Source organism: Myxococcales bacterium (assembly GCA_016717005.1).
In the GTDB taxonomy this organism is placed as follows: Bacteria; Myxococcota_A; Polyangia; order Haliangiales; family Haliangiaceae; genus UBA2376.
This window is the reverse complement of the sequence record JADJUF010000002.1, coordinates 1-23,605: the sequence shown is the minus strand read 5'-3', so window position 1 is coordinate 23,605 and position 23,605 is coordinate 1. Positions and strand designations below refer to the sequence as shown.

The window sequence follows — 23,605 nt, the reverse complement described above, 5'->3', positions numbered from 1 at the left end:
CCGCGGGCGGTGAGGACCCGGGCCAGGTAGTGGTGCGCCAGCGCGTAGTCTGGGCGGGCGGCCAGGTAGGCGCGCGCTCTGTCTTCGGCCGCGTCTGGGGGCGAGCGGCGAGCGCGGCCACGGTCAGGAACGCCGAGCCGCCGCGCGCGGACGGCGTCCGCGCTCGCGCGCCGCAGGGAGGGTGGCGGTCGCGCCCTCGAGCTCCGTGACCCGGGACCGCGCAGCGTCGGATCGCGCTCAGCGTCGAGCCCACCGCGCTGGAACCGGGCCGGACGTCGTGCAGCGTGTGGAGCACTGCGCCGATCCCGCGTCGACGGCGCCTGGCTCGACGGTCGCGAGCGCCGTCACGGCCTCGTCGTGGTGTTCGGGGATCGGCGAGGCGCCGCCGAGGATCGATCGTGTCCATCGGGGTGCGGTCGGCCGCCGGGATGGCCGAGGCGCGGCACCGCGGTGTCGAGGTCGAGGTGCACGGCCGAGGCGGCCCCATCACCTCACGCAGCACGAGCCGGTGGCGGCGGCCAAGCTCGATCACGGCGCGCAAGGCGGGCCGGGCGCGGGCGTAAGGGGCGTGCGCGAGCTGTGCGACCGCGCTCAGGAGCGCCCCCTGTAGTAGCTGGCCTCGCCGTCCCTTGTGGGCCTCGTCGTCGAGGATCTGGTCGCACAAGAGCACGCACCCGTCGCGGACGTACACCCCCCGGTCCGGGAGACGAGCCAGTGCGGACCTCGCGGCGGTGGCGCCCGCAGAACGAGCAGCTGACGTCGGGCTCGGCATCTTCGGATCGGTCGGCCGCCCCCGTCCGAGAGGACGCGCTTGAGCCACGACATCGGCCGAGCCTACCGCGGGACGCGCATCACCAGCGGTCGAGCGCGCGTGATGGCGGCTCCGCGTGGCACTCCCCGCCCATCAGCACGACGTGACCGGCGCGGAGGCCTGGCGGCACGCCGACGACGTGGCCGCGATCGCGCCGAAGGTCCGGATTCCTGGACGCTCGACGCGACGGACCGCGCCGGACGACGCGTTTGACCGCAGAGTCCATACTCGATGGGCGGCAGGCGCTGGCGCGTGCCGCCGAGTGCGCGCGCGCTCGATCCGCGGGATGCGGCGGGTCAGCTCACCGTCCCCGCACCAGCGCCTCGGCCCGCGCGCGTGCCGCGGCGACGGACCGTGAACGCGTCGCGGGCGGCTTGGCGAGCCGCACGACCCGCGGGCGATCGAGGCCAGCGCGCGTCGAGCGCGATCGCCAGCGCGAGGCGGTGCGCGCGGACTCGGCGGCGTCGACGAGCGGCCTCACGCAGCTCGAGGGGGCGCGCGAGGACGTCGATCGCGGCGGCGGGCTGCCGGCGGCGGTGAGCGCCTCGCCCTCGCAGGTGAGGCTGGCTGGGCGAGCTCGGGCGAGCGAGCTCGGAGGCCTTCGCTCGACGGCGTGGGCGCGGCGGCACAGGTCGAGCGCGTTAACGCGGCGTCGCCGCGCGCCAGCGCGACGTCGCCACGAGGTTGCCGGTCCCGGATGGCCAGCGCCGGGTGCCTTGACCGAACACGCGCGCCCAGGTGGCGAGGGCCGGGCGAAGTGATCTTCGGCGGCAGCGCCAGCTCGCCGCGATCAGGAGGTAGACGCCGCCGAGGTTGGCGAGCGAGGTACACGTCCTCGTGATCGTCCGAGCGTGGCCAGCCGCAGCCTTAACATTCCTGCTGGTAGAGCGCGGCGGCCTCGTCGAGCCGCCTGGTGTTACGAGACCACTCCGAGGTTATCGAGGGAGACGCGACGTCGGGATGGTCGGCGCCGGCCAGGCGCGTAGCGCGAGCACGCGGCGATGCAGCGCCTCGGCGCCGGCGTGGTCGCCTTGCCGCGGACCAGGATCGCCTTGTGGTTGAGCACGTCACCCACCGGCAGGGCACGTCGGCGCCAGTGGCGGCGGTGCGCAGCGCGAGGGCCTGATCGTCGCGCGCCATCGCGGCCGCGAAGTCGCCGGTGGCCCGAGCGCCGCGGCTTCGCCCTCCAAAGCAACGCCGCCGGCTGCGGCCCGGGCCGGTCCAGCCGCGCCAGCGCGGCGTCGGCGCGTGCGCGATCGCCAGCGCCTCCTGCAGCCGCCCCAGCGCCGCTAGCACCCTGACGCCGGCGATCCACGCCGCGGCCGCGGCAAGCTCGGCGCGGGCCTCGGTCGCGGAGCCGCGCGGCGCGGAACACCTCGTCGTCGGAGGCCGGCGTAGTCGCCGGGCGATCAGCGCGCATCGACGTCGGTGACCCGGGACCTCGGCGACAGCACGCTCCAGCCCGCGCGTTCGGCGAGCTCGACGCCGGCGCGCGCCAGCGCGCGGGTGTGGCGGCGTCGGCGGCGTAGCTCCCGGCGCGGGCCCCGCGGCCACCGCCGCAGCCTCCGGCGGCCGCCAGATCGCGCTGGCGCGCCGGGTCGGTCGGCCGCGGACCGCCGACACCAGCGCCTCGGCGTCGGCGCAGGCGTCGATCGGCGGCAGGCGCACGACGGCGTCGAAGCGCGCGATCCATCAACGCCGCGTCGGGCGCCGCGCCCAGCCGCGCCACCAGCGCCGCCAACTCGGCGCCGCGCCGGTCGAGGCACGTCATCCGGCGATCGAGCAGCGCCGGCGACTGCTCGTGGCGCACGCTCGACGCCTCGCACGCCGCGACCCGGCTCGCGCCCAGCGCGCGGGCGCGGCGCTGCAGCTCGTCGGCGACCCGGGCGGTCAGCCGTCGACGGCGGGCCGCCCGGTGGCGCCGAACGCCGTCGCCACCCGCGCCCGCGCCGCGTCGGTCCACAGCTCCAGCGCGGGCGCGTCGACGCCGCGGCACGGCGGCACCGGGCGGCGCGGCGGGTCAGGCCGACCAGCGCGAGCGCGCGAGCCCAGCCACCACGGCGCCCAGCGCGACGCGTCGCCGTGCAGCGCCGGGTCGCGGGCCACCTCGACCAGCAGCGCCTGCAGCGCCGGGAAGCGATCGCCGGGCTCGGGTTGCAGCGCCCTGAGCAACGACCGCCGGAGCCACGCCGGCACGTCGCGCTCGCGCGGCGGCGACCGCACCCGTAGGCGAGCGCGTTGTCCGCGATCTCGTCGGCGTGGTCGCCGGCGAACGGCCGCTCGCCGTACAGCGCCTCGTACAGCGCCACCGCGAACGCGTACTGATCGACGCGGGCGTCGTGGACGCCGGGGCGCCGCTGCTCGGGCGCCATGTACGACTGGCGTGCCCATGGCCCGGCTGGCGAGGATCCGGCGGCCTGGCGTCCGCGTCGGGGTCAGGCTCGCTGCCGGGCGTCGCGGGGTCTGGCGCCACGACCATCGCGCTACACCAGGCCACGCCGAAGTCGAGCACGCGCACCGCCCGTCGCAGGCGATCATGACGTTGCCCGGCCCAGTCGCGGTGGACGATGCCGGCGGCGTGGGCGGCGCACAGCCCGGCGCCTGCGGCGGCGAACACCGTCACGATCTCGCGCCAGCTGCGCGGCGTGCGTCGCCATTCGGTGAGGGTCTGACCGTCGACCAGCTCCATGGCGATGAAGACGCCCTCGGCGAAGCGGCCGGCGTCGTGGACCGCGCACAAGTTAGGTGCGACACGCGGGCCATGGCCTTGGCCTCGGCGATCAACCGCTCGCGGCCCCTGCGCCGGTGAGTCGCGCACCCAGCTTCAGCGCGACCCGACGATCGAGCTCAGGGATCGTAGGCGGCGTAGACGTCGCCCATCCGCCCTGGCCCAGCAGATCGATCACGACGTAGCGGCCGATCACCGTGCCGCGATCCATCCGCGGCAGCCGACGTCGGCGCGGGCCCGGCGGCATCGAGGTCATCGTCGCGGTCGCCGTCGCGTCGCCGTCGCGCAACTGATCGACGGCCGCGTCGACCTGCGCGGTCGAGAACGGTGACCCCTGGGGCGGGCTCGGTGGAGTCCCGATCGGCCACCTCCCCAGTCTACGCCTTCGTCGGCCGCGGCGGGCCGGCGTCGGGCGCCGCACGCAGCGCCATCGGCGCAGCGGTCGCGGACCGACCGGCGGCAGGTGGCGCGATCGAAGAAGAGACAAGCGGTCACGGCTCCTGCATCGCGAGGTCGAGCGTGCAGGCCATGAACTCCTGACACCCGACCTGGGCAGACACCTGTCCTGCCCAGTCGACGACCCGCTGGCTCCGGGCGCAGGCCGCGTGCCATTGGCCGGGCGTCGTCGCCCGGCGCTGGGCGTCAGCGCCCAACACCCCGCCGACACACTGGACGCGCGCCGCGACCAGCGGTGCCGCCGCCCGAAACGCTCGGCCGCGTCCGCAGCGCGGTCAGAGACCACGCTGCCGTCGCTGTCGACGGCGATGGGCGAGCCGCCGCCGGCGCGGCGCTCGCGCGCGACCTGGCGCCCGGCGTACCAGGTGCCGCCCTCGAGGACGCGGGCCAGCGGCATCTGATCGGGCGAGACCTGCAGGCGCTCGCGGACCGCGTCGGCGACCCAGTCGAGCAGCGCGACGGTGAGCGCGCGCCACTCGACGACGACCTCGTCGTCGACGCGGTAGCGGGTGCCCTGGGTGATCGCGTCGGCGCGGCACGATCACGCCGAGGTCGACCAGCAGGCCGCCGTTGCGGTGCTCGGCGAGCCGGTCATCGCGCCCTGCACCGACCTGACGCCGCCCAGCTCGAGCGGCTCGAACAGCGAGTACGCGAGCCACTGCGACAGCTAGCGGAACGGCACCAGGCCGCTCGACATGCCGGCGCCGCCGGCGGCGGGGTGACGCCAGCAGTCGCCGAGGTTGACGCCACCGAGCTCGATGCGCCCGGGCCAGATCGGGCCGAGCCCTCCGAGGAGATCGCCGAGACAGATCGGCGGCGCGGACCTCGGCCCGCGGGCGCATCGACGTGAGCAACCCGCTCCGGGCGGCCGTTGGAGGCTATGGCGGGGTTGTCGTCGATGACCTCGCCCAGCCGTCGCAGGAGGCCGGCGCGGCCGGCCAGCCCCACCAGCGGGTTGTCGGGGCCGGCCTGGAGCGCGCGCGCGAGGTCGTCGTCGTCGAGGCCGCGCAGCGCCGCCGCGTCGACGCGAGCGGCAAGAGCGCGTCGGCCGAGAACAGGCCGGCCTCGAACGCGCGCAGGCTGGCGACTGCGACGCCCTCCGCCAGGAGCTCGCCGGTGGCGTCCTCGCGGTAGCGCCACGCGTCGCCGGCGTCGGCGTCGGGCAAGACGCTGACGACGATCAGATAGATCAGCGCCTCGGCGGCGATCGCGCCAGCGCCCGCGCCTCGACCATCGCGGCGACGCGATCGAGGTTACCGGCCCGGAACCGACCAGGCGCCCGTGGGCCGGGATGCGCAGGGTCGGATGGTTGGCGCGCGTCACCGCGATCACTCGATCAGCGACGGCCTCGATCCGCCCGCGATCGACGCGGAAGTGGCGGAGCTCACCGAGCAGGCCGGCCTCGAGGGACGTTGGTCGCGCGGACCCGGATCGCCAGCGGCGAGCGCAGGTGACGACACCGCGGCGGCCCGCGTCGGCGGCGCGCCCCGGGACGATGAACCCGCCTGCCGAGGTCGTAGCCGCTCACTGGCGCCGCCCCGACGGCACCGCGGACGCTCGCGTCGTGGTTCTGGTTCGACATCGGCACGTGCGTGACTCTGGCACGAGCCCCGGCGGGGGAAAGCCACGCCTCGGGCGGGCCGTGGCGCGGCGCGACGTCGGCCGCGCCCAGGTGCGCGTGCGCGCCGACGCGACCGGTCCGCACGACCGCTCGCGCGCGATCGATCAGCGCGGCAGCACGCGCGTGCGCATGTGCAGCTCGTGGCGCTCGCGCCGCGCCGGGTTGGCGACGCCGGGCGTGGGCTCGACCGTGGCGATCAGGTGCAGCTCCGCGGCGCGCGTCGGCAGCAGGCGGCCGGCGGTGTAGACGGTGGTGACCGTGCCCTTGGCCTCGAGCCGCGCGGTGCCGCCGGCGACGGCCTGGGCGATCGGCGCGATCGCGGTCTCCGACGAGATCACCGCGACCGCGCCCTTGCGGCTGACCAGCTTGACCGGACGATCACCGTGACCGCCTGGCCGGACGATGCTGGTCAGGTAGGTCGACGACCAGGTCGCCCCGACCCCGATCGGCTCGGTCGGCAGCGCCACGAACGTGGTCATCGACTGCGCCACCTGACCGACCACCACCGGCGTGGTCGGGATCGGGTGCTCGACCGCGACCGCGTACTCGGCGACGCGGCCGTCGGGCTCGACCCCGCTGGCGAACACCGCGCCGACCAGCGAGGCCATGCCCGACGCCAACGGCGGCGTCGTGCCCGGGCCGGTGGCGGTCGCCTCGGCCACGGTGAACTGGTAGCGGAAGCGGCCGCTCGGCTCGATCGCGACCACCTTGGCGGCGCCGCGCAGCGTCAGCGTCGGCTGATCGGCCTCGACCCGCTTGCCGGTGCCGTCGTCGGACACGGCGCGGCCCGACATCTCGTAGGCGATCGGCTGCGCGCTGTCGACGGCGGCGGTCAGGTCCAGCGGCGCGCGCTTGCCCTGCCCGGCGCGTCGAGCTTGACGGTCTCGACGTTGACGTCGAGGCGCGTCGCGAACGGCTGCGACACCGGCGGCGGCGGCGCCCGCCGAACGTCCGCGCCGGAGGGGACGATGCCCTGCGACGCGGTGGCGACGCCGCCGCCGACGATGCGCCCGCGTCAGCGCGCACGCACAGCACGGTGCGCGCGGCGTCGGCCTCGGCGGCGTTCTCGGTGGCGAGGCACCGGGTGCCGGCGTCGCCGAGCGCGAACGCCTCGATGCCGCCGGCGATCGCCGGCAGCGTGGCGGTGGCGGCCCCGGCGTGGGCCTCGTAGGTGACCGGCGCCCGCGGTCCCCAGGCGCATCGGCTCGGCGACGGTCCACCAGCGCGCCGGCCTCGTCGTCGGGCAGCGGCGTGACCACCGTGAGGTGCTCGGTGAACCACAGGCCCTGGCGGACGCGATCACGCCGAACCGCGGCAGCCCGCCGCTGATCGGGCCCAGCTCGCGATCGGGCGTGCGTGTGGAGGAAGCCCAGGCGCGCGCTCGAACGCTGCGCGCCGACCTCGCAGGTGATGACCGGCGCCGGCCCCTTGCCGGTCCAGCCCGCGAGCGGGAACTGCCAGCGCGCGCCCTTGACGAACAGCTTCGCGAACGGCGCGGTGGGCTCGATCTCGAGGTAGTCGGCCTCGACCGGCGCCGGTCGGCACCACCAGGCCAGGGTTGGTGACCTGGCCGCCACCGCAGGCCGCGATCGAGAGCACAACGACGAACCAGCGGGCGCGCATCGGCGCAGACACTACCGCGTTTCGCCTGTCGCGCCCGCGCGGTCGCGCCCGCTGCTGCTCGAGCAACGCCCGCCCGGCCGCGGCCCGTCCGGCCAGCGCGGGATCGAGCGCGACCGCCTGACGCCAGGCGTCGAGGGCCGCGTCGCCGGCGCCGCGTCGCCCGCCACCGCGGCCTCGTAGGAGGCGTCGGCGGCCGCGGCCCGCGCGAGGGCGGTGGCGGCCGCGGTGGCGTGCTCGTGCGCGAGGGTCGCGGCGGCCGTGGCCGCGTCGCGCCGGCGCGGGCCTGCCGGCGCCAGGGTCCGGACGACGATCCACGCCGCGATCGCGTCGGTGGGATCGCCCGGCAGCGCGCACCTCGCGCGTGAGGACCTGCGCGACCGTCTTGGCCAGGCCGCGGCCTCGTCGGCGCAGGCGGGGTCGACCCGCCGCCACTGGAGCGCGGCGAGCGCGGCGGTGGCCTGCGCGCATCCCCGCTCCGCCAGACCGCGGCGCGCCAGGCCGACCTGCGCGACACGCGCCGGCGTCGTCGAGCTGCGGCTGCGCCAGGGCGTAGGTCGCCGCGGCGTCGCGGTCCTTGCCGACGTCGGCGTAGTGCGCGGCGAGGCGCAGCAGCATCGTCGGGTCCCGGCGGATCGAGCGCGCGGAAGAACGCCTCGGCCTGCGCCGGCGACCCGACCCCCGCGAACGCGCGCACGACGTCCTTGAGCGCCTCCCGGCGCAGCGGCTCCCGACCGACCCGCGCGACCTCGACGAAGTCGGCGAGCGCCGCCTCGAGGTCGCCGCGGTTCCAGGCGACCCAGGCCCGCTTGTAGCGCGCGTACGCGCCGACCAGCGGATCGCCCCAGCGCGCGCTCGTACATCGCGCCCGCCGTGGCCAGATCGTTCGCCGCGAACGCGTCGTCGCCGAAGCGCGACCGAGGCGGTGCCGGCCCAGCGCGACCTCGGGTAGTCGCGGATCAAGCGCCGCCAGATCGCCGGCACATCGCCCGCGCGCTGGCCCCGCCGCAACGCCTCGGCGTACTCGGCCAGCACCTGATCGGCGGTCGCGACGGCCGCGAAGCCCGGCTCCGCCAGCAGCGCGGCGCCCAGCGCCAGGGCCTCGGCGCCGCGGTCACCCGGCCGAGGGTCGACCAGCAGCTCGAACAGCTGGATCCGCAGCTCGAGGCGATCGCGCCCGTCGGACAGCTCGATGGCCGCCCGCAGCATCTCCCGCTTGCGCTCGATCACCGCCGGCGACCGCCAGACCTCGCCGACGCCGTCGCCGGCGGAGCCCGCGACCAGGCCCGACGCGGTCCCTCGGCGGCGATCCGGGCGCCCGGCGGTGGCAGGTCGTCGCCGGCGCGCGCCCGCCCCGGCCCGCGCGCGCCGGTGGCGCACCCGGCCCGCGAGCGCGGCGATCGCGAGGACCTCATCGCCGGTGGGACACGCGCCGCCCGCCGGGTTTCAGAAACCTGCGCAGGTCCGCGCGGGCGCGGGGTTGGACACGCCCCCCGGCCAAGGAGCGGGATCCCCCCGCGCGCGGTCAAGATCAGAACTGCCGGCGCAGGTCGATCATGATCGTGACCGGTCCGTCGTTGACCAGCTCGACCTGCATGTCGGCTCGGAACACGCCGGTCGCGACCTGCGCGACGCCGGCGCTGCGCACCGCCGCCACCGCCCGCTCGTACAGCGCCTCGGCTGGACCCGGGTCGAGCGCGTCGAGGAACGCTGGCCGCCGCCCCTTGCGCGTCGGCGTAGAGCGTGAACTGCGAGATCATCAGCACCCCGCCGGCCACGTCGAGCACCGACCGGTTCATCTTGCCGTCGTCGTCGGCGAAGATCCGCAGGTTGACCAGCTTGTCGACCACGTAGCCGAGGTCGTCGTCGCCGTCGCCCTTTGCCCGCCCCCAGCAGCACCACCAGCCCGTGACCGATCCACCGACCGACCGCGCCGGCCACGGTCACAGACGCGCGCCGGCAGCGCTGGATGACGGCTCGTATGCCGCGTACTTACGGCAGCGGCTGGGCCGGGGCAACCACTGGGCGGCCCCGCAGTCCAACCTCGCACCTCCGCCGGCCAAGCCGGCCGTCCGCGATTGTGTCCACCGACAACCCTGCAGAGGATGCGCGCCCGCATGACCCGCCTCGGTCTCGTCCTCGTCCTCGTCCTCGCCGCCGCCTGTGCAGGAGATCGGCGACGAGTGCTCGTCGAGCCTCGACTGCGGTGACGGCACCGACCAGACCAGCATCTGCGACCAGCAGTCGCCCGGCGGCTATTGCACCGAGCTCGGCTGCGACTGGAACACCTGCCCGGACGAGGCGGTGTGCGTGCGGTTCTACCGGCGTCGTTCACGAACAAGCCGTGCGTGCTGGCGACCGAGGACCTGACCACCGACGACTGCACCCTCGACGAGGTCTGCACGCTGCGCGGCCAGTGCGTGCCGCGGTCCTCGGAGATCCGGTACTGCATGCGCACCTGCAGCGGCTCGGCGACTGTCGCGACCGCTACGAGTGCCGCGACGAGTCTTGATGATGTCGCACGGCGGCGAGCCAGTGCCGAAGCCGGGCGAGCGCCTGGGCTCGGATCTCCCGGGCTTCTGCGCGCCCGCGCCGGGTTGATTCCGGAACCGACGAGCGAGCTTTGGGACCGGCTCCTGGGTCGCAAATACCCAGGATCACTGGCGATTTTCGCCCTGCCGCGTCAGCTTTGGGGACCGGCTCCTGGGTAACGTTGGGGAGCGGCTCCTGGGTCGTAAATTCCCAGGATCACTGACGGTTTCGCCCTACCGCGTCAGCGTTGGGGACCGGCTCCTGGGTCGTAAATACCTAAACTTGCTGACTATTTTTCAACTCTGGGGAGCGGCTCCTGGGTCGTAAATACCCAGGATCACTGGCGAGTTTCGCCCTGCCGCGTCAGCTTTGGGGACCGGCTCCTGGGTCGCAAATACCCAGGATCACTGACGTTTTTGCCCTACCGCGTCAACGTTGGGGACCGGCTCCTGGGTCGCAAATACCCAGAATAACTAACGATTTTCGCTCTGCCGCGGCAGCGTTGGGGCCATCAGCGTTGGGGACAGCGCATGGGTCAACATCCCAGGATCAGTGGTGCCTTCTCGCCTACCTCGGCAGCTTTGAGGACCAGGATCTCCGCCTGGGGCGGTGGACGCGATCGGAAACCGCAGCGAAACACGGGGGGTGGCATGGTGGGGGCATGACCTCGCGCCCGGCCACCGTCCACATCCACCACGCCGGTGATCGCTCGGTCGACGGCATCCTGCGGCTGGATCGCGGTCGCCGGCGAGGACGCGCCGCTCGAGCAGGCGCTGACGACGATGTGCCGCGAGCTCGCGGCGATCACCGAGGTCGACGTCGTCAGCGCGTACGTCCGGGAACCGGACGAAGACGGCGTCGACCGCCTGGTCATGCGCGGCAACCACGGCTTCCCGCCCGGCGCGATCGGCGCGGTGCGCCTGAGCTTCGGCGAGGGCCTGACCGGGCTGTGCGCCGAGTGCCTGCGCCCGGTGTCGGTCGCGGTCGGCCCCGACGAGCGCCACTTCAAGCTGGTGCCGGGCCTGGGCGAGGAGCAGTTCCCCGCGTACCTGGGCGTACCGCTGATCGGTGGCGGCCGCGCGCTCGGCGTGCTGGTGCTGCAGCGCCGGGCCCGGACCGGGTTCACGCCGACCGAGGTGACGCTGGCGACCGCGCTCGCGGCGCCGGTGACGCTCGCGGTCGAGCGCCGGTTCGGGCGCGCGGCGATGGCCCGGAGCGCGCGGCTCGATGGCGTCACCGTGGCCCCGGGCTCGGCGGTCGCGCGCGCGACGATCCTGCCGACCCTGGCGGCGCTCGGCGAGCGCGGCGACCTCGACATCGCCGGGGCCCTGGCGCGCCTGCCGACCGATCTCGAGCGCGCGCGCCGACGCCTGCGCAAGCACGGCGACGCCGACGCGCAGGTGGCGCTGGCCGAGGTCGAGCTGCTCCTGCTCGACGGCCGGCTGCACGAGCGGGTCGCCGCGGCGCCGCCGACGGTGGCGGGCCTGGCGACCGTGGCCCGCGACTACGCGCGCGCGCCGTTCAAGGTGGCCGCGGCCCACGGCCACGCGCCGGCGTTCGATCGCGCGGCCGAGGTCGAGGACCTGCTGGTGCTCTTGGGCGTGATGGCCAGCGACGTCGGCGGCCCTGCCGCCCGGCGGCATCTGGATCGGCGAGCGCGTCGGCGGCCTGGTGGCGCTGGTCGCGTGCGCGCGCGCGGCCGGCGCGATCGTGGTCGAGGGCGCGGCCACGCCGGCGGCGGCGGCGATCGCCCGGGCCGACGATCTGGCCGTCGCGGCCGAGGTCCGCGGGCTGCACGCGTGGGTCCGCCCCGGCGACCGCTGCACCGTCGACGCCGACGCCGACGGCGCCGCCGTGGTGCGCGTGAACCCGCCGGCGGTGGCGATCGAGGACACGCGCCGCCGCCGCGCCACCGAGAGCTGAGCGGCGCGACCAGCGAGGGGGCGACGCCATCGCCGACGCCCCGGCCAGCCGCGGACGCGCGGTCCGCCACCGAGCGCTGCCCGGCGGACGCGGCGAGGCGTCGACGCGATCGACGACGCCCCGGCCGGCCGCGGACGCGCGGTCCGTCACCGAGCGCGGCGCGGCGCGACCAGCGAGGCGGCGACGCGATCGACGAAACCCCGGCCGGCCGCGGACGCGCGGTCCGTCACCGAGCGCGGCGCGGCGCGACCAGCGCGGCGGCGACGCGATCGACGAAACCCCGGCCGGCCGCGGACGCGCGGTCCGCCACCGAGCGCTGCGCAGCGGAACAGCGGGGCGTCGACGCGATCGACAAAGCCCCGGCCGGCCGCGTACGCTCGGCCCGCTCGTGCCGCTGGGCGCCTTCATCCTCCGACGCCTCGGCCTCGGCATCCCGTCGATGCTCGGGGTGTCGCTGCTGGTGTTCCTGTTCCTGCATCGTGATCCCCGGCGACCCGGTCGATCACCTGGCCGGCGGCGAGGCCACGCCCGAGCAGCGCGCGAAGATCGTCAGGCGCATGGGCCTCGACGTGTCGCTGCCCGAGCAGTTCGTGAACTTCATGGGACAGGTGGCCGACCGCACGCTCGGCCACCAGTGCCCCGATCCCGAGGGCAAGCCGACGGTGGCCGACCTGATCGCCGACGCGTTCCCGCACACCGTGGCGCTGGCCCTGGTCGGGCTCGCGTTCGCGATCGTGATGGCGCTGCCGCTCGGCATCTACGCGGCGCTCCGGCGCGGCACCTGGTTCGACACGCTGGCGGCGATCGGCGCGCTGGCCGGGATCGCGATCCCGAACATGCTCCTGGGGCCGCTGCTGCTGCTGCTGTTCTTCGTCGATCTCGGCTGGCTGCCGGGCCCGTTCGAGATCGGCCCGACCGCGATCATCCTGCCGGCGTTCGCGGTCGGCACCCACCTGATGGCGATGCTGGCGCGCATGACCCGCTCGGCGATGGTCGAGGTGCTGGGCGAGGACTACCTGCGGACCGCGCGCGCCAAGGGCCTGCCCGAGCGCGTCGTCGTCTGGAAGCACGCGCTGCGCAACGCGATCATGCCGGTCGTGACCGTCGCCGGCTTGCAGTTCGGCAGCCTGCTGTCCGGGTCGATCATCATCGAGAACATCTTCGCGCGCCCGGGCCTGGGCTCGCTCTTGCTGGCGGCGATCCGCGAGCGCAACTACCCCGTGGTCCAGGGCTGCGTGCTGGTGATCGCCGGCTCGTACGTGCTGGTCAACATCGCCGTCGACGTCGCCTACGGGCTGATCGACCCGCGGGTGCGGCGGGCGTGAGCGGCGTGCGCTTCAAGCAGTGGTCACCGAGCGTGTGGGTCGGCGCGATCATGGTCGCGGTGTTCATCGTGCTCGGCCTGTTCGGCCCGTGGCTGGCGCCGTACCCGGTCGGCGCCCGCGCGATGGATCTCGATCACATGTACGCGCCGATGTCGTGGGCGCATTGGCTCGGCACCGACAAGAGCGGCATCGACACGCTGTCGCAGCTGCTGCACGGCGCCCGCGAGGCGCTGATCCTGTCGGTGATCGTGGTCGCGATCAGCGCGTCGATCGGCGTGACGATCGGCATGGTCGCCGGCTACGCGCGCGGCGTCGTCGACGAGGTGATCATGCGCGTCGTCGACATCTTCCTGGCGTTCCGGGGCTCCTGCTCAACATCGCGATCGTCGCGGTCGTGGCGCGGCCGGGCCTGCCGATCTTCATCATCGCGCTGTGCGCCAACGGCTGGGTCGGCTACGCCCGGGTCGCCCGCGGCCAGGTGCTCACCCTGCGCGAGCGCGACTACGTCATCGCGGCCAGGGCCCCTGGGCGCGTCGACGCCGCGGATCCTCTTCCACCACATCGCGCCCAACCTGATCGCGCCGCTGCTGGTGCAGATGTCGCTCAGCTTCGGCAACGTCATCGCCGCCGAGGCGTCGCTGTCGTTCCTCGGGCTCGGCCCCCAGATCGATCACACCTGGGGCGCGATGCTCGAGCAGGGCACGTCGTTCCTGTGGAAGCCCGGCTTCCGCCACTACGCGCTGGCCGCCGGCTTCGCGATCGCCTGGGTCGTGCTCGCCGCCAACCTGCTCGGCGACGGCCTGCGCGATCGCCTCGACCCGCGCCAGCGAGGCCGGCTCTAGTGCGCGGCCTTCGACCTGGGGTCGAGGAGACGGCGCGCTAGTGCTGCGCGTGCGCCTGGCGCGGCTGGCCGACCTGCCCACCGACGCGCTCGTGGCGTTCACCGTCGCCGGCGTCACCTGGCCCGTGCTCGCCGGCGTGTTCGGCGGCGAGATCATCGCCACCGCCGGCGTGTGCCCACACGAGGACGTCGCGCTCGCCGACGGCGAGGTCGACCTCGCCGACGGCTGCCTCACCTGCCCCGGCCACGGCTACGCTCCTGCGCCGCTACCGCGCGGTCGTCGTCGGCGACGAGGTCTGGATCGAGCTGGTGATCGCGATCGCGGGTGCGGGATCCGCAGGTCCCACCGGCCGCGGGCGCCGGGCCCTCGAGGTCCCGACGGCCGTGGCCAAACCCAGGCCCGACGCGCCCGTAGGCCGCGCGTGGGCCGTGGCACATCGCTTGCGATTGCCTGGTCCATGTTCCATCGTCGCTACGCGTCGCAGGGATCCCGTTGGCGCTGCCGGGTCGTGGTCGGGGCCGGCGCCTGGCAAGCGCACGCTCACCGCAGACCTGCCGGCCCCAGGCTGGCGCGGCGGCGCGCCCCGAGGCGGCCAGCTGCCCAGCCCCTCGACCGGCGCCCCGCTCCCGGCCGCCATCGCGCAGGCCGCCGGCGCCGAGTTTGGCCACGACTTCTCGGCGGTGCGCGTGCACCACGACGGGGCCGCCGAGCAGCTCGGGACCCAGGCGTTCGCCCGGGGCGACGACCTGCACTTCGCGAGCGGCGCGTTCCAGCCCGACGCACAGGCCGGGCGCGCGCTGATCGGTCACGAGCTCGCCCACGTGGCGCAGCAACGCGACGGCCGCGTCGAGGCCACCGGCGAGGCCTGCGGCACACCGGTCAACACCGACGCCGCGCTCGAGGCCGAGGCCGACCGACGCGGCGACGCCTTCGCCGACGTGGTGCAGGGCTTCGACATCGACGAGCTGCTGGCGATGCCAGCGCCGCGCGCGCCCGCAGCGCGGGCGCGCCAGTGGCCCAGGGCGCCGACCTGTCGCCCGAGGAGGATCGCGATCACGACGGCGAACCGGACAAGGTCACCGTGCCCATCCGGCCGTGCGTGGGCGTCTGCCGGCCCAGGGGCAGAGCGAGAGAACCACTGGGGCCTGCCCGAGCCGCTGCTGACCCGGATGGGTGGCGACCTGCCCCTGGTCGACGTGACCACCGGCACGACCACCATCAAGCTCGCGACGCCGTTCGGCTCGTCGTCGCTGGGCAGCGACGGCAAGTTCAAGATCACGATCAGGACGGCGACCTCACCGCCGGCACCGACGGACGAAGGTCGAGGTCGGCGGCAAGGTGGGGCCGGTGTCAGGCGCAGTCGACAGCACCGGCAGGTCAGCGGCGCGGCGCGGTCGGCCCGTTCACCTTCGCCGCCGACTCCGGCGGCAAGGCGTCGTTCAGCGCCGCCGGGGTCAAGATGGAGTACGACCGCAACACCGGCCAGATCGCCACCACGTTCACGCCCGAGCTGAGCTGGGGGCCCGCCACCTTCAAGGGCGCCGCGGTGCCGGGCGGCGTCAAGATCACCCTCGAGCTCAAGCTCGCGCTGTCGAAGGACTGGTCGATCACGATCGCGCAGGAGTACATCTTCAAGAAGACGATCACCGACGCGGAGGCCCAGCGCGCGGTGATCGAGGCGGTCGTCGACCCGTTCTTCGAGGCGGTCAACGGCGGCCAGGGCAACTTCTCGGATCTGCGCGCCCTGGGCGGCCCGTGAGCTGACCGCGCGGCGCGGCGGGCGTCGAGCCTGCGCCATCGCAGCCGGGTCCGATCGGCGCCGTCGTCGAGGAGGGGCCGCCGCCGCGATCCGACCCGCCGCGACCCGCCCTGCCGCCGCGATCCGACCCGCCGCGACCCGCGCCGCCACGAGCGCGGGCGCTGCGGTGATCGCGCGGCGATCTGCCGGGCCAGGCGCAGCTGCGCGGCGCTGGGCTCGGCGGTCTGCATCGCGACCAGCTGGGCCAGGTCGCCGTCGACCGTGATCTCGCCGGCCAGGAACGCGCCGATGCCGGCGGCGGCGTCGCCGTCGACGAAGATCTTCCGGGCGAGGTCGGCGGCGAGGGTGATCGCGGTGGCCGCGGCCTGGTGGCCACGCGCGAACGCCGTCCTGCAAGAACACCTGGGTGTCGCCGCGTGGGCCGGTGATCGTCACGTTGATCTTGGCCGCCTTGTGCGCCGGCGGTAGGTCGAGATCGCCGGCGGCGGATCAGCGTCGACCTGGGGCGAACCATTCTTCGGACAGGAACTCGTAGGACATCGCGGCGCAGGGTACCCACGCGGGCGGCCAGAGGAGCCTCGATCCACTGGTTGGGCCGGCGCGGACGCAGAGCGTGCCAGGACCGCACAGCGACACGCGGGCGCGCGGGCGCGGGCGGCGCGACGCCGACACCGCCATCGAGGGTACGCACCGCGGCGCGGCGCAGGCGGCGCGATGCCTGCCATCGCCATCGAGGGTACGCGCGCAGCGACGCGGGCGCGCGATGCCCGGCGACACCGTCGCGCCGAGCGTGACAGGACCGCACAGCGACGCGCGGTCGCGTGGTCGCGGGCCGCGCGATGCCTGGCCCACGTGGGCGCGCTTTCCTGGCACCGCACGTGGACCGCCGCGACGGCGGCCACCCACACGACGCGAGTCATCGCTGATCGTCGGTGTCATCGGTTCTGGATCCATCGGCCCGGACCCGGCCTACGGGGTTTCGATCGCCGACCGCGCGCGAGCCCCGGCGCGAAGGTCTACCTGGTCAGATATCAAGCAGGAGGCGCTCGACGCCGGCGTGGCGTGGACCCCGCGGCAACGCGAGCAAGGGCGCGGCCCGGTGCAAGCTGGCTCCCGAGGTGGCGCAGGCGATGGAGGCCGCGCTGGTGCTGGACTCAGGACCTCGGCGCGCCCTGGGACTGCACCTGTCCTCGGAGGCCGCGACCGAGGACCTGACGATCGAGCGCGCGATCCTCGCCAAGCCCGAGGCCGTCGTCCGCCCAGACTGCCTCATCGGCTTTGCCACCTCGGGCCTTCCCCGCGCTCGCATTGCGGCCAAGGCCAGCCATCCCGAACGCTGTTTTGTCAACCATCCGTTCTATCCGGCCTGGCGCTCATTGCCCGTTGAAGTCGTCTTGTCGGGCGACGCCGCGCTGGGCGCGCGCATGGTGGCGACTGCTCAAACGCCTCGGCAAAGTTCCGATCGTCACCAAAGACGTGAGGTGCTTCGCCGCTGACGACATCTTCTGCAACTGCATCGCCGAGGCAGCGCGCATTGTAGAAGCGGGCTTGGCGACGCCGGCCCAAGTCGACCCAAGTGGTTGACGGCGCCATCGGCGGCAGCGGTCCCGTTCAATGTGATGGACTGACCCGCGGAATTTCCTGACCAGCCACTGCCAAGTGCTGATGCGCGAGGCTCCCGCCGACCGGCACTGCCTGGTTTCCGCGCGCCGCGCATTCTGACCCAGAAAGGCAATGCCCCGTGGCCCCAGGGGCGCGGCGCGACGCCCCTACGCGCGGCGCTGGGCCGCAAAGGCCAAGGTGGTGGTCGATCGCATTCTGGCGGTGCTGATTGCGCGCACCTTCTGTTGTCGTCGACGCAGGTACCTGTGCGGCCACCGAAACCGATTGGCTCACGCGCCAGGCGCTGGGTTTAGCCGCAGGCATTCTCGAGCTGGCTCAGAGATGGGGCCGAGCGGTCCACGCGCTCTGCGCCGCCTACGCCAGTAAGCACGCCGGGCTTTGCGATGTCGCCGACCATCGCCCAGGAACGGCCGCCGGTTTTGCCGCCAATGTGTCGGTCGAACGCGACGGCGATTTGGCGGTAGTTCGCGTATTTCGGCCGGAAGTGAAAAATGCCCTTTCAAAAAAGACTATCGGCGAGATCGATCGGGCCATCACCGAACTGCTTGCCGCTGATCGGGTGAAGGGCATCGTCTTTTCGAGCAGCGACCTTTCACTCGCCGGCGCCGACATCAACGAGCTTGCAGCCCTTCCATCAAGTGAGGCATGCCGCGCGGTGTCTTGACGTCCACCCGGTGTCGCGGCGCATCAGGCATGCCAAGAAACCGATCGTCGCTGCCGTCGATGGCCCGGTGATGGGAGGCGGTGCCGAATTTCGATGGCCTGCCATGCGCGGGTGGTGGGCCCCCATTTGCTCTTGGGGCAACCCGAAGTGAATTTGGGCATTATTCCCGGCTACGGCGGCACCCAGCGACTGCCTCGATTGGTCGGCGCCGCTGCGGGCATCGACCTTCTGCGCACCGGGCGTGCGATCTCGTCGAAAGAGGCGGTAGCGCTCGGCTGGGCCCAAGGCGAGCCGTCCGACGATCCGGTGGCAGCCGCATCGGCGCTGATTCGCAGAGCACCTTCGCCGGCGAGATCAAGCTTCAACCGGTCAACCCCAACCCGTCCAGTTGCCTGCGCCGCTGCCCGTCGGACGATTGGACATCGATCGCTGGCGATCGACGCGATCTTGGTCGACGTGCTGCGCCGCGGGCTGTCGAAGCCGCTCGCGGAGGGACTGTTGATCGAGGTCGACGGTTTTGGACGGTGCCGCGACACCGTCGACATGGACATGGGAATGAACAACTTTCATCCAAAACGGCCCCAAAGTACCGGCCGCTTTTCTAAACAGAATAAAACAGAGAGCACCGATGAGCCACGACACTGCGATCGTCATTCTCGACGGCGGCCGGCGCACGCCGCGGGCCGATATTCTGGTTAACAACCGCGAGCCTGGGCTGTTTGCTCGCTTTTCGACCAACCAACTGGGCGGCCTGGCGCTTTCGGCGGCCATTTCGAATACGAAGTCGATCCGAAGCTGCTCGGCCACGTGGTGATGGGCACGGCTCAACACAGCCACCGCGATTCGATCTACGCCGCCTGAGGCATGGCCTGGCACGCCGGCATTCCGCATGAGGTGCCCGCGCTGACCGTGGCGCGCATCTGCGGCAGTGGAGCCGAAGCGGTGGCGGTGGGTGCCGAAAATGATCCTCGCCGGCGTTGGCACGACCAGGCTCGCCCGTTTGTCGCAGTGGGCGGCGCTGAAAGCATGCAGTACCCGTTCAGCCTCTACGGTATGCGCGGCAAGAAAGTGGGCGCGAGTGTGCACAAATACGGCCCGATCGAAGCAAGTCGCTGGGCGCTGGCACCTTCGTTCAGGACATGCTGCTTCTGAGTCTGTACGATCCGTCGGCGAGGACATGTCGATGGCCAATACCGCCGAGGAGCTCGGCCGCCGCTACCAGGTGACGCGCGAACAGGCCGACCAATTTGCCTACCGATCGCAGTCTCTTGCCAAGAAGGCGCGCGATGCGGGGCAGTTCGATGAAGAGATTGAGCCGGTGTCGGTAACGGTCGACGCTGCCGAAGCGCCAATTCAGGTTCGAAGCGACACGCACGTTCTCGACGACGCCTCGATGGCGAAAATGGACGGCCGCCTATCGGCCGCCTTCGAGCCCGGCGGCATTATCACCGCGGGCAACGCCAGCGCTGTTGTCGACGGAGCGGCAGCGATGATCATTGGACGAGAGACCGACGCTGCATCGCACGGCCTTCGACCGTTGGCGCGCTTGGCCGGCGTGGCCGTCGCCGGGTGCGACCCGCGGATTATGGGGTGGGGCCCGGTACCGGCCACGCGCCTAGCGCTCGCGCGTGCAGGCATTTCGGGAAAGGACCTCGATCACGTCGAACTTAACGAAGCCTTTGCTCCCCAAGCGTTGGCGGTGATGCGCGATTTCGAAGCGATGGGCATTGCGCCCGAACGGGTCAACCCACAAGGCGGCGCCATTGCGCTCGGACATCCGCTGGGCGCCAGCGGCGCCATTCTCACACTCACCTGTGCCTATGCGCTGCGCTGAAACAAGCAACGCTGGGGTTTGGTGACGCTATGCATCGGCGGCGGACAAGGCATCCTTTCGCTGGTGCTCGCGGTCGCTCTAGAAGGCCCGACCGCGATTCTGAACCGCCACGATCCCTTCAGGTCGCTTCGCGCCCGTGAGAACCCCGCCGGATGGATTTCCATACGGTGCCTGCAGCTCCCTGAGTTGCTGAGAGTAGCCCGTCGTCGGTCTGCCTTGCCCCGGCGCGCTCTCGACGCCGTGGACGGAGGCTGCCAGCACGCGGTCGGAGCTCCAGTACCTCGCCGCAGTGGATCTGGACCGGTTGCGGCGTCGAGGCGCGCCGAGCGCAAGGCGAACTGACGACGGCTCCTCGCTGGAACTCGAGGAGGTTCAACGCGGCGATCGGCGATGGATCGGCGTCCTCAACCGGCCAGGTTCATTGCGGGCGAGGTACCAGCGCGCCACGATCACGGCCTCGGCGGCGTCGCCGCACAGGAGGCCGAGCGGCTGCATCGCGCGCTGCCCGGCGACGAGGGGCCATGTCGGTCGATCGCCGATCCAACCCGGGCCGGTTGGCCACCAGCTTCGGCGGGGCCGGCCGGGAGATCGGGCACCAGGAACGTGCCGTGGGCGTCGGTGGTGACCGCGGCCAGCCGCAGGTCGCCGACCCAGACGACGATCTCGACTCCCGGCCAGCTCGGCGCCGCGATCGTCGAGCGCGCGCCCGGCGACGCCGGCGGCCCGGCGCCAGCGCGCTCGACGCGTTGCCGGCCAGGTCGGGCCAGACCATCGCGCGCACCAGCGCGACGCCGCTGATCGGGCGCTGACCACGAGACCGCGCGTCGCCGGGGCCAGGCCGTCCCAGCGGTGCTCCCGCCGGTGCCGACGAAGCGCCGGGCGGCAGCGGCGTCGGCTGCGGCACGCGATCGCGCGCACGACCGGGTGGCCGGGCCCGAAGTCGCCGAGGAAGATCGGCGTGACGATCAGATCGGCTGGGCGCGCCGTGGCCAGCGTGAAATTCGCCGACGAGCGACGCTGGCGCCTGGCGGCACTGGCGGCAGCTCGCGCGGCGGCGGCATCTCGGCGGCCGGCACCGCCCGGACGATCAGCTTCGGGATCGAGCGCCGCGCCGACGGTCCAGTCCTCTCGGCGTCGGTCAGCACCAGCGGCGCGCTGCCGCGCGGTGGCGGCGACCCGAAAGCGGCCCTCGCCGAGGGCTCAGGCCAAGCGCCCGAGGGGTCGGTGGTCGCGGTGAGCACGACGATCGCGCCCCCTGCCGTCGGCGCGCCGCAGCGTGAGCGTCACGTCGGCGAGCGCGGTCCCGGCCCGCGCGTCGATCACCGCGATCGGCAGGGCCCTCGCGGGCGCGGTCGCCGCGACGACCGGCGCGACCGGCGCGCGTATTACCGCCGGCGTCACGCGACCGGCGTGCGCGGGCGCGTCGAAGGGCCGATCGCGCGGCTCAGCGGTACGCGACCGCGCCGAGGCCGAGGCCGAGCGCCAGCGCGATCCACACGCGGAGCCGTGTCACGCGTCACCATTACCGCAACTGCCGCGCGCGCATCCGGTAGCCGCGCCGGCGGCGGATCTGGCGAAGCCCGGGCGTGCTCGCCTGCCGGACGCCGCTTGCGCTGGTCGCGATCGCCGCGGTCGCGTGTGGCCCTGCCGCCGCGCCCCGGCCCGCGACCGCTCAGGTCGTGACGCCGCAGCCCCTGCCGGTGCCGGCGCTGGCGCCTGACGTCGGGCTTCCGGGCTGCCGCCCGCGGTCACGCCTGACGACGACGTCACCCCGGTCGCCGGCCGGCTCGACCTCGCGCTCGATCCCTCCGCCACGACCTACGCCGGCGTCGTCGAGATCGACGGCTCGCTTCGCGCCCGACCCGCGCGTGATCTGGCTGCACGCCGACCGCCGCATCACCGTCGACGCCGCCACCGCGCGCCGGGGCACGACCACGCTCGGGGCGCTGACCCAGGCCCGGCCCCGGCCCGCCCTGGCACCACCCGCGAGAGCCTGCTCGGTCTCCCTGCTCCCCGGGTTGCCGCCACTCGGCGTTATTGACGCTGCGGCTCGAGTTCAAAGGCGCCCTACGGCGATCGCGTCGGCATCTTCGCGCAGCGCAGCGGCGACGATCGCTTCGTCTACTCCTGACTTCGAGCCGGCTGACGCCCGCGCCGCCTTCCCGTGCTTCGCTGACGAGCCGCGCTGGCGGACGCCGTTCGCGGTGGTGGTGCGCACGCCCGACGGGGTCGCGGCCTACGCGAACATGCCGACCACCGACGACCCGCGAGGGCGACTGGCTGGCGCACCAGTTCGAGCCGACGCGCCGCCGCTGCCGACCTACCCGGTCGCGGTCGCGGCCGGTCGGTTCACCGCCGTCGACGCGCCTGGCGCTGCTGCGCCTGCGCGGCTGATCGCGCCGCCGGCGCTGGCCCACGTCGAGCAGGCCCGCGCGGTGCTCGGACCGAGCGTCACGACCTCGACCTGCGGCTGGGGCGGCCGTGGCCCTGGCCCCGGCTCGACGTGTGATCGTGGTGCCGTCGCTGAGCGGCGCGATGGAGAACCCTGGGCTGATCACGATCGCCGCCAGCATCGCCACCGGCGCGGTCCACGCCGACGAGCGCGCGCTCGTGGCGCTGGTGCTCGCGCACGAGGTCGCGCACGCGTGGTTCGGCACCGTGGTCACGCTGCGGACCTGGCGCGAGCTGTGGTCAACGAGGGCCCGCGACCTGGATGTCCGCGGGCGATCGAAGCTGCGCGAGCTGCCGACCCCGACCCGCGCGGCCACCGATCACGCCCGACCGGCTCGAGGTGATCGCCGAGGACCAAAGCCGATCTCGGCCTGGCGCGCTGCGGCCGGCGACGATCGCGCACCCGCGCGCGCTGCTCGACGGCCTCACCTTAACAGAAGGGCGCGGCGCTGATGCACGCGTGGGCGGCGTGGCTGGGCGACGCTGGTGCGCGCGGCGCTGGGCGCGGTACTGACCTGCCACGCCGGCTGTGTCGTCGACAGCGACGATCTGATCGGGCCGAGCTGGCGCGCCTGGCGCCCGAGCTCCCGATCGCCGCGGTCGCCACCGATGGCTCACCCGCGCTGGCGCGCCGGCCGTCGTCGCCGAGCGCCTGTGCCTGCCGGGCCGGGCGCTGGTGCGCGTGACCGCCACCGATCATCGGGTCACGCCGTGCGTGCGCTGAGCGGTGGCCGCGCGTGCGCGGTCGTCGACGACGTTGCGACGATCGAGCTTCTCGGCGCCACCTGCCCGGCTTCCGGCTGACCGCCGACGCCGGCGGCGACGGCTACTACCGCTGGCAGCTGGTCGGGGGCGACTGGGCGGCGCTTCGCCGTCGCGCCGCTTCACGCCCGCCGAGCGCGTCAGCGCGCTCGAGGCCGTCGTCGATGGCGTCGTCGCCGGGACCGCGACCTGCGACGATCTGGTGGCGACGCTGACCGCCGCGATCGCCACCGGCGACGCCGGCGCGCTGGCCGCGGCCGCGCCCTGGCTCGATCGTCGACGCCGCCAGCGCCGACCGCGCGCGCCCGGCGCTCGCCCGCGTGCTGCACGCCGCCACCGATCGCGCGCGCTGGCCCACCTCGGCCGCGTGCCGCCATCGCCGCCGAGCCCGACGCCCGCGCCGACGCTCGCGCCCGCGTCGAGCTGGCCGGCGTCGCCGGCGACGACCGGGCTGCCGTCCGCTGGGCCTGCCGCACGGTCGCGTCGTGGTGCCATGGCGCTGCCCTGCCGGCCGCGGTCATCGGCCCCGCGCTGGTGATCGCCGCCCACACTCGCGGCAACGCCTGCGCCTGCGCCTGTGTGCTGGCGATCGCCCGCCGCGACGACGCGCGCACCGAGCCGCTGGCGCCGTACCTCGCCGCGCCCTGACCGCCC

The 23,605-nt window shown here is 73.9% G+C and carries 13 protein-coding genes and 5 pseudogenes; 13 read left to right on the top strand and 5 right to left on the bottom strand.

Annotation, left to right across the window (positions count from 1 at the left end; genetic code table 11):
• Window positions 1-2,701: 2,701 nt before the first annotated feature.
• Window positions 2,702-3,034, bottom strand: coding sequence for a hypothetical protein (locus IPL61_06605; GenBank protein ID MBK9030993.1), 333 nt, complete (start codon window positions 3,032-3,034; stop codon window positions 2,702-2,704).
• 166 nt (window positions 3,035-3,200) lie between these two features.
• Between IPL61_06605 and IPL61_06600 the strand changes: the two genes are divergently transcribed.
• Window positions 3,201-3,620, top strand: a complete 420-nt coding sequence (locus IPL61_06600; GenBank protein MBK9030992.1) for a hypothetical protein — start codon at window positions 3,201-3,203, stop codon at window positions 3,618-3,620.
• Window positions 3,621-4,278: 658 nt separating this feature from the next.
• On the opposite strand, the pseudogene IPL61_06595 reads toward IPL61_06600, so the two are convergent.
• From IPL61_06595 to IPL61_06585, 3 genes and pseudogenes are all read right to left on the bottom strand, one after another.
• Window positions 4,279-5,577: pseudogene (locus IPL61_06595) on the bottom strand (DUF1688 family protein).
• Window positions 5,578-5,720: 143 nt separating this feature from the next.
• Window positions 5,721-6,410 (bottom strand): hypothetical protein, encoded by a 690-nt coding sequence (locus IPL61_06590; protein MBK9030991.1) that lies wholly within the window; start codon window positions 6,408-6,410, stop codon window positions 5,721-5,723.
• Window positions 6,411-8,767: 2,357 nt separating this feature from the next.
• Window positions 8,768-9,219, bottom strand: a pseudogene (locus tag IPL61_06585) (D-tyrosyl-tRNA(Tyr) deacylase).
• A gap of 180 nt (window positions 9,220-9,399) precedes the next feature.
• On the opposite strand from IPL61_06585, the gene IPL61_06580 reads away from it, so the two are divergent.
• The 4 genes and pseudogenes from IPL61_06580 (at window position 9,400) to IPL61_06565 (ending at window position 13,858) form a co-directional block, all read left to right on the top strand.
• Window positions 9,400-9,606 carry a hypothetical protein gene (locus tag IPL61_06580; protein MBK9030990.1) on the top strand — a complete coding sequence of 69 codons (207 nt, stop codon included), beginning with the start codon at window positions 9,400-9,402 and terminating at the stop codon, window positions 9,604-9,606.
• Window positions 9,607-10,550: 944 nt separating this feature from the next.
• Window positions 10,551-10,952, top strand: a pseudogene (locus IPL61_06575) (GAF domain-containing protein).
• 1,133 nt (window positions 10,953-12,085) lie between these two features.
• A pseudogene (locus IPL61_06570) lies at window positions 12,086-13,016 on the top strand (ABC transporter permease).
• Window positions 13,013-13,858, top strand: coding sequence for an ABC transporter permease (locus IPL61_06565; protein MBK9030989.1), 846 nt, complete (start codon window positions 13,013-13,015; stop codon window positions 13,856-13,858). The pseudogene IPL61_06570 and the gene IPL61_06565 overlap by 4 nt, the downstream one beginning before the upstream one ends.
• A 37-nt stretch (window positions 13,859-13,895) precedes the next feature.
• Here the strand turns inward: IPL61_06565 and IPL61_06560 are convergent, their stop codons facing one another.
• Window positions 13,896-14,105, bottom strand: a complete 210-nt coding sequence (locus tag IPL61_06560) for a hypothetical protein (protein MBK9030988.1) — start codon at window positions 14,103-14,105, stop codon at window positions 13,896-13,898.
• Window positions 14,106-14,115: 10 nt separating this feature from the next.
• Here IPL61_06560 and IPL61_06555 point away from each other — a divergent pair, with 10 nt between their 5' ends.
• The 8 genes and pseudogenes from IPL61_06555 to IPL61_06520 all read left to right on the top strand — a co-directional run bounded on the left by IPL61_06555 (window position 14,116) and on the right by IPL61_06520 (window position 22,642).
• Complete coding sequence (locus IPL61_06555) at window positions 14,116-15,372, top strand: DUF4157 domain-containing protein (GenBank protein ID MBK9030987.1); 1,257 nt, start codon at window positions 14,116-14,118, stop codon at window positions 15,370-15,372.
• On the top strand, window positions 15,318-15,617 hold the full coding sequence (locus tag IPL61_06550) for a hypothetical protein (protein MBK9030986.1): 300 nt from the start codon (window positions 15,318-15,320) through the stop codon (window positions 15,615-15,617). Before IPL61_06555 ends, IPL61_06550 begins: the two co-directional genes overlap by 55 nt.
• Window positions 15,618-16,735: 1,118 nt before the next feature.
• Window positions 16,736-17,113 (top strand): hypothetical protein, encoded by a 378-nt coding sequence (locus tag IPL61_06545; GenBank protein ID MBK9030985.1) that lies wholly within the window; start codon window positions 16,736-16,738, stop codon window positions 17,111-17,113.
• Window positions 17,114-17,448: 335 nt separating this feature from the next.
• A complete protein-coding gene (locus IPL61_06540) occupies window positions 17,449-17,904 on the top strand; it encodes a hypothetical protein (protein MBK9030984.1) in 456 nt (151 codons plus the stop codon).
• A 111-nt stretch (window positions 17,905-18,015) separates the two neighbouring features.
• Complete coding sequence (locus tag IPL61_06535; GenBank protein ID MBK9030983.1) at window positions 18,016-18,603, top strand: hypothetical protein; 588 nt, start codon at window positions 18,016-18,018, stop codon at window positions 18,601-18,603.
• Window positions 18,604-18,865: 262 nt separating this feature from the next.
• Window positions 18,866-19,738 (top strand): thiolase family protein, encoded by an 873-nt coding sequence (locus tag IPL61_06530; GenBank protein MBK9030982.1) that lies wholly within the window; start codon window positions 18,866-18,868, stop codon window positions 19,736-19,738.
• A gap of 2,006 nt (window positions 19,739-21,744) precedes the next feature.
• Window positions 21,745-21,999, top strand: a pseudogene (locus IPL61_06525) (hypothetical protein).
• Window positions 22,000-22,249: 250 nt separating this feature from the next.
• Complete coding sequence (locus tag IPL61_06520; protein ID MBK9030981.1) at window positions 22,250-22,642, top strand: hypothetical protein; 393 nt, start codon at window positions 22,250-22,252, stop codon at window positions 22,640-22,642.
• The last annotated feature ends 963 nt before the right edge of the window (window positions 22,643-23,605 follow it).

Bases quoted from the DNA above. Each gene is read 5' to 3' on its own strand.
- IPL61_06550 (MBK9030986.1), top strand. From the start codon at position 15,318: ATGGAGTACGACCGCAACACCGGCCAGATCGCCACCACGTTCACGCCC.
- IPL61_06590 (MBK9030991.1), bottom strand. From the start codon at position 6,410: ATGTCGGGCCGCGCCGTGTCCGACGACGGCACCGGCAAGCGGGTCGAG.
- IPL61_06600 (MBK9030992.1), top strand. From the start codon at position 3,201: ATGGCCCGGCTGGCGAGGATCCGGCGGCCTGGCGTCCGCGTCGGGGTC.
- IPL61_06530 (MBK9030982.1), top strand. From the start codon at position 18,866: ATGATCCTCGCCGGCGTTGGCACGACCAGGCTCGCCCGTTTGTCGCAG.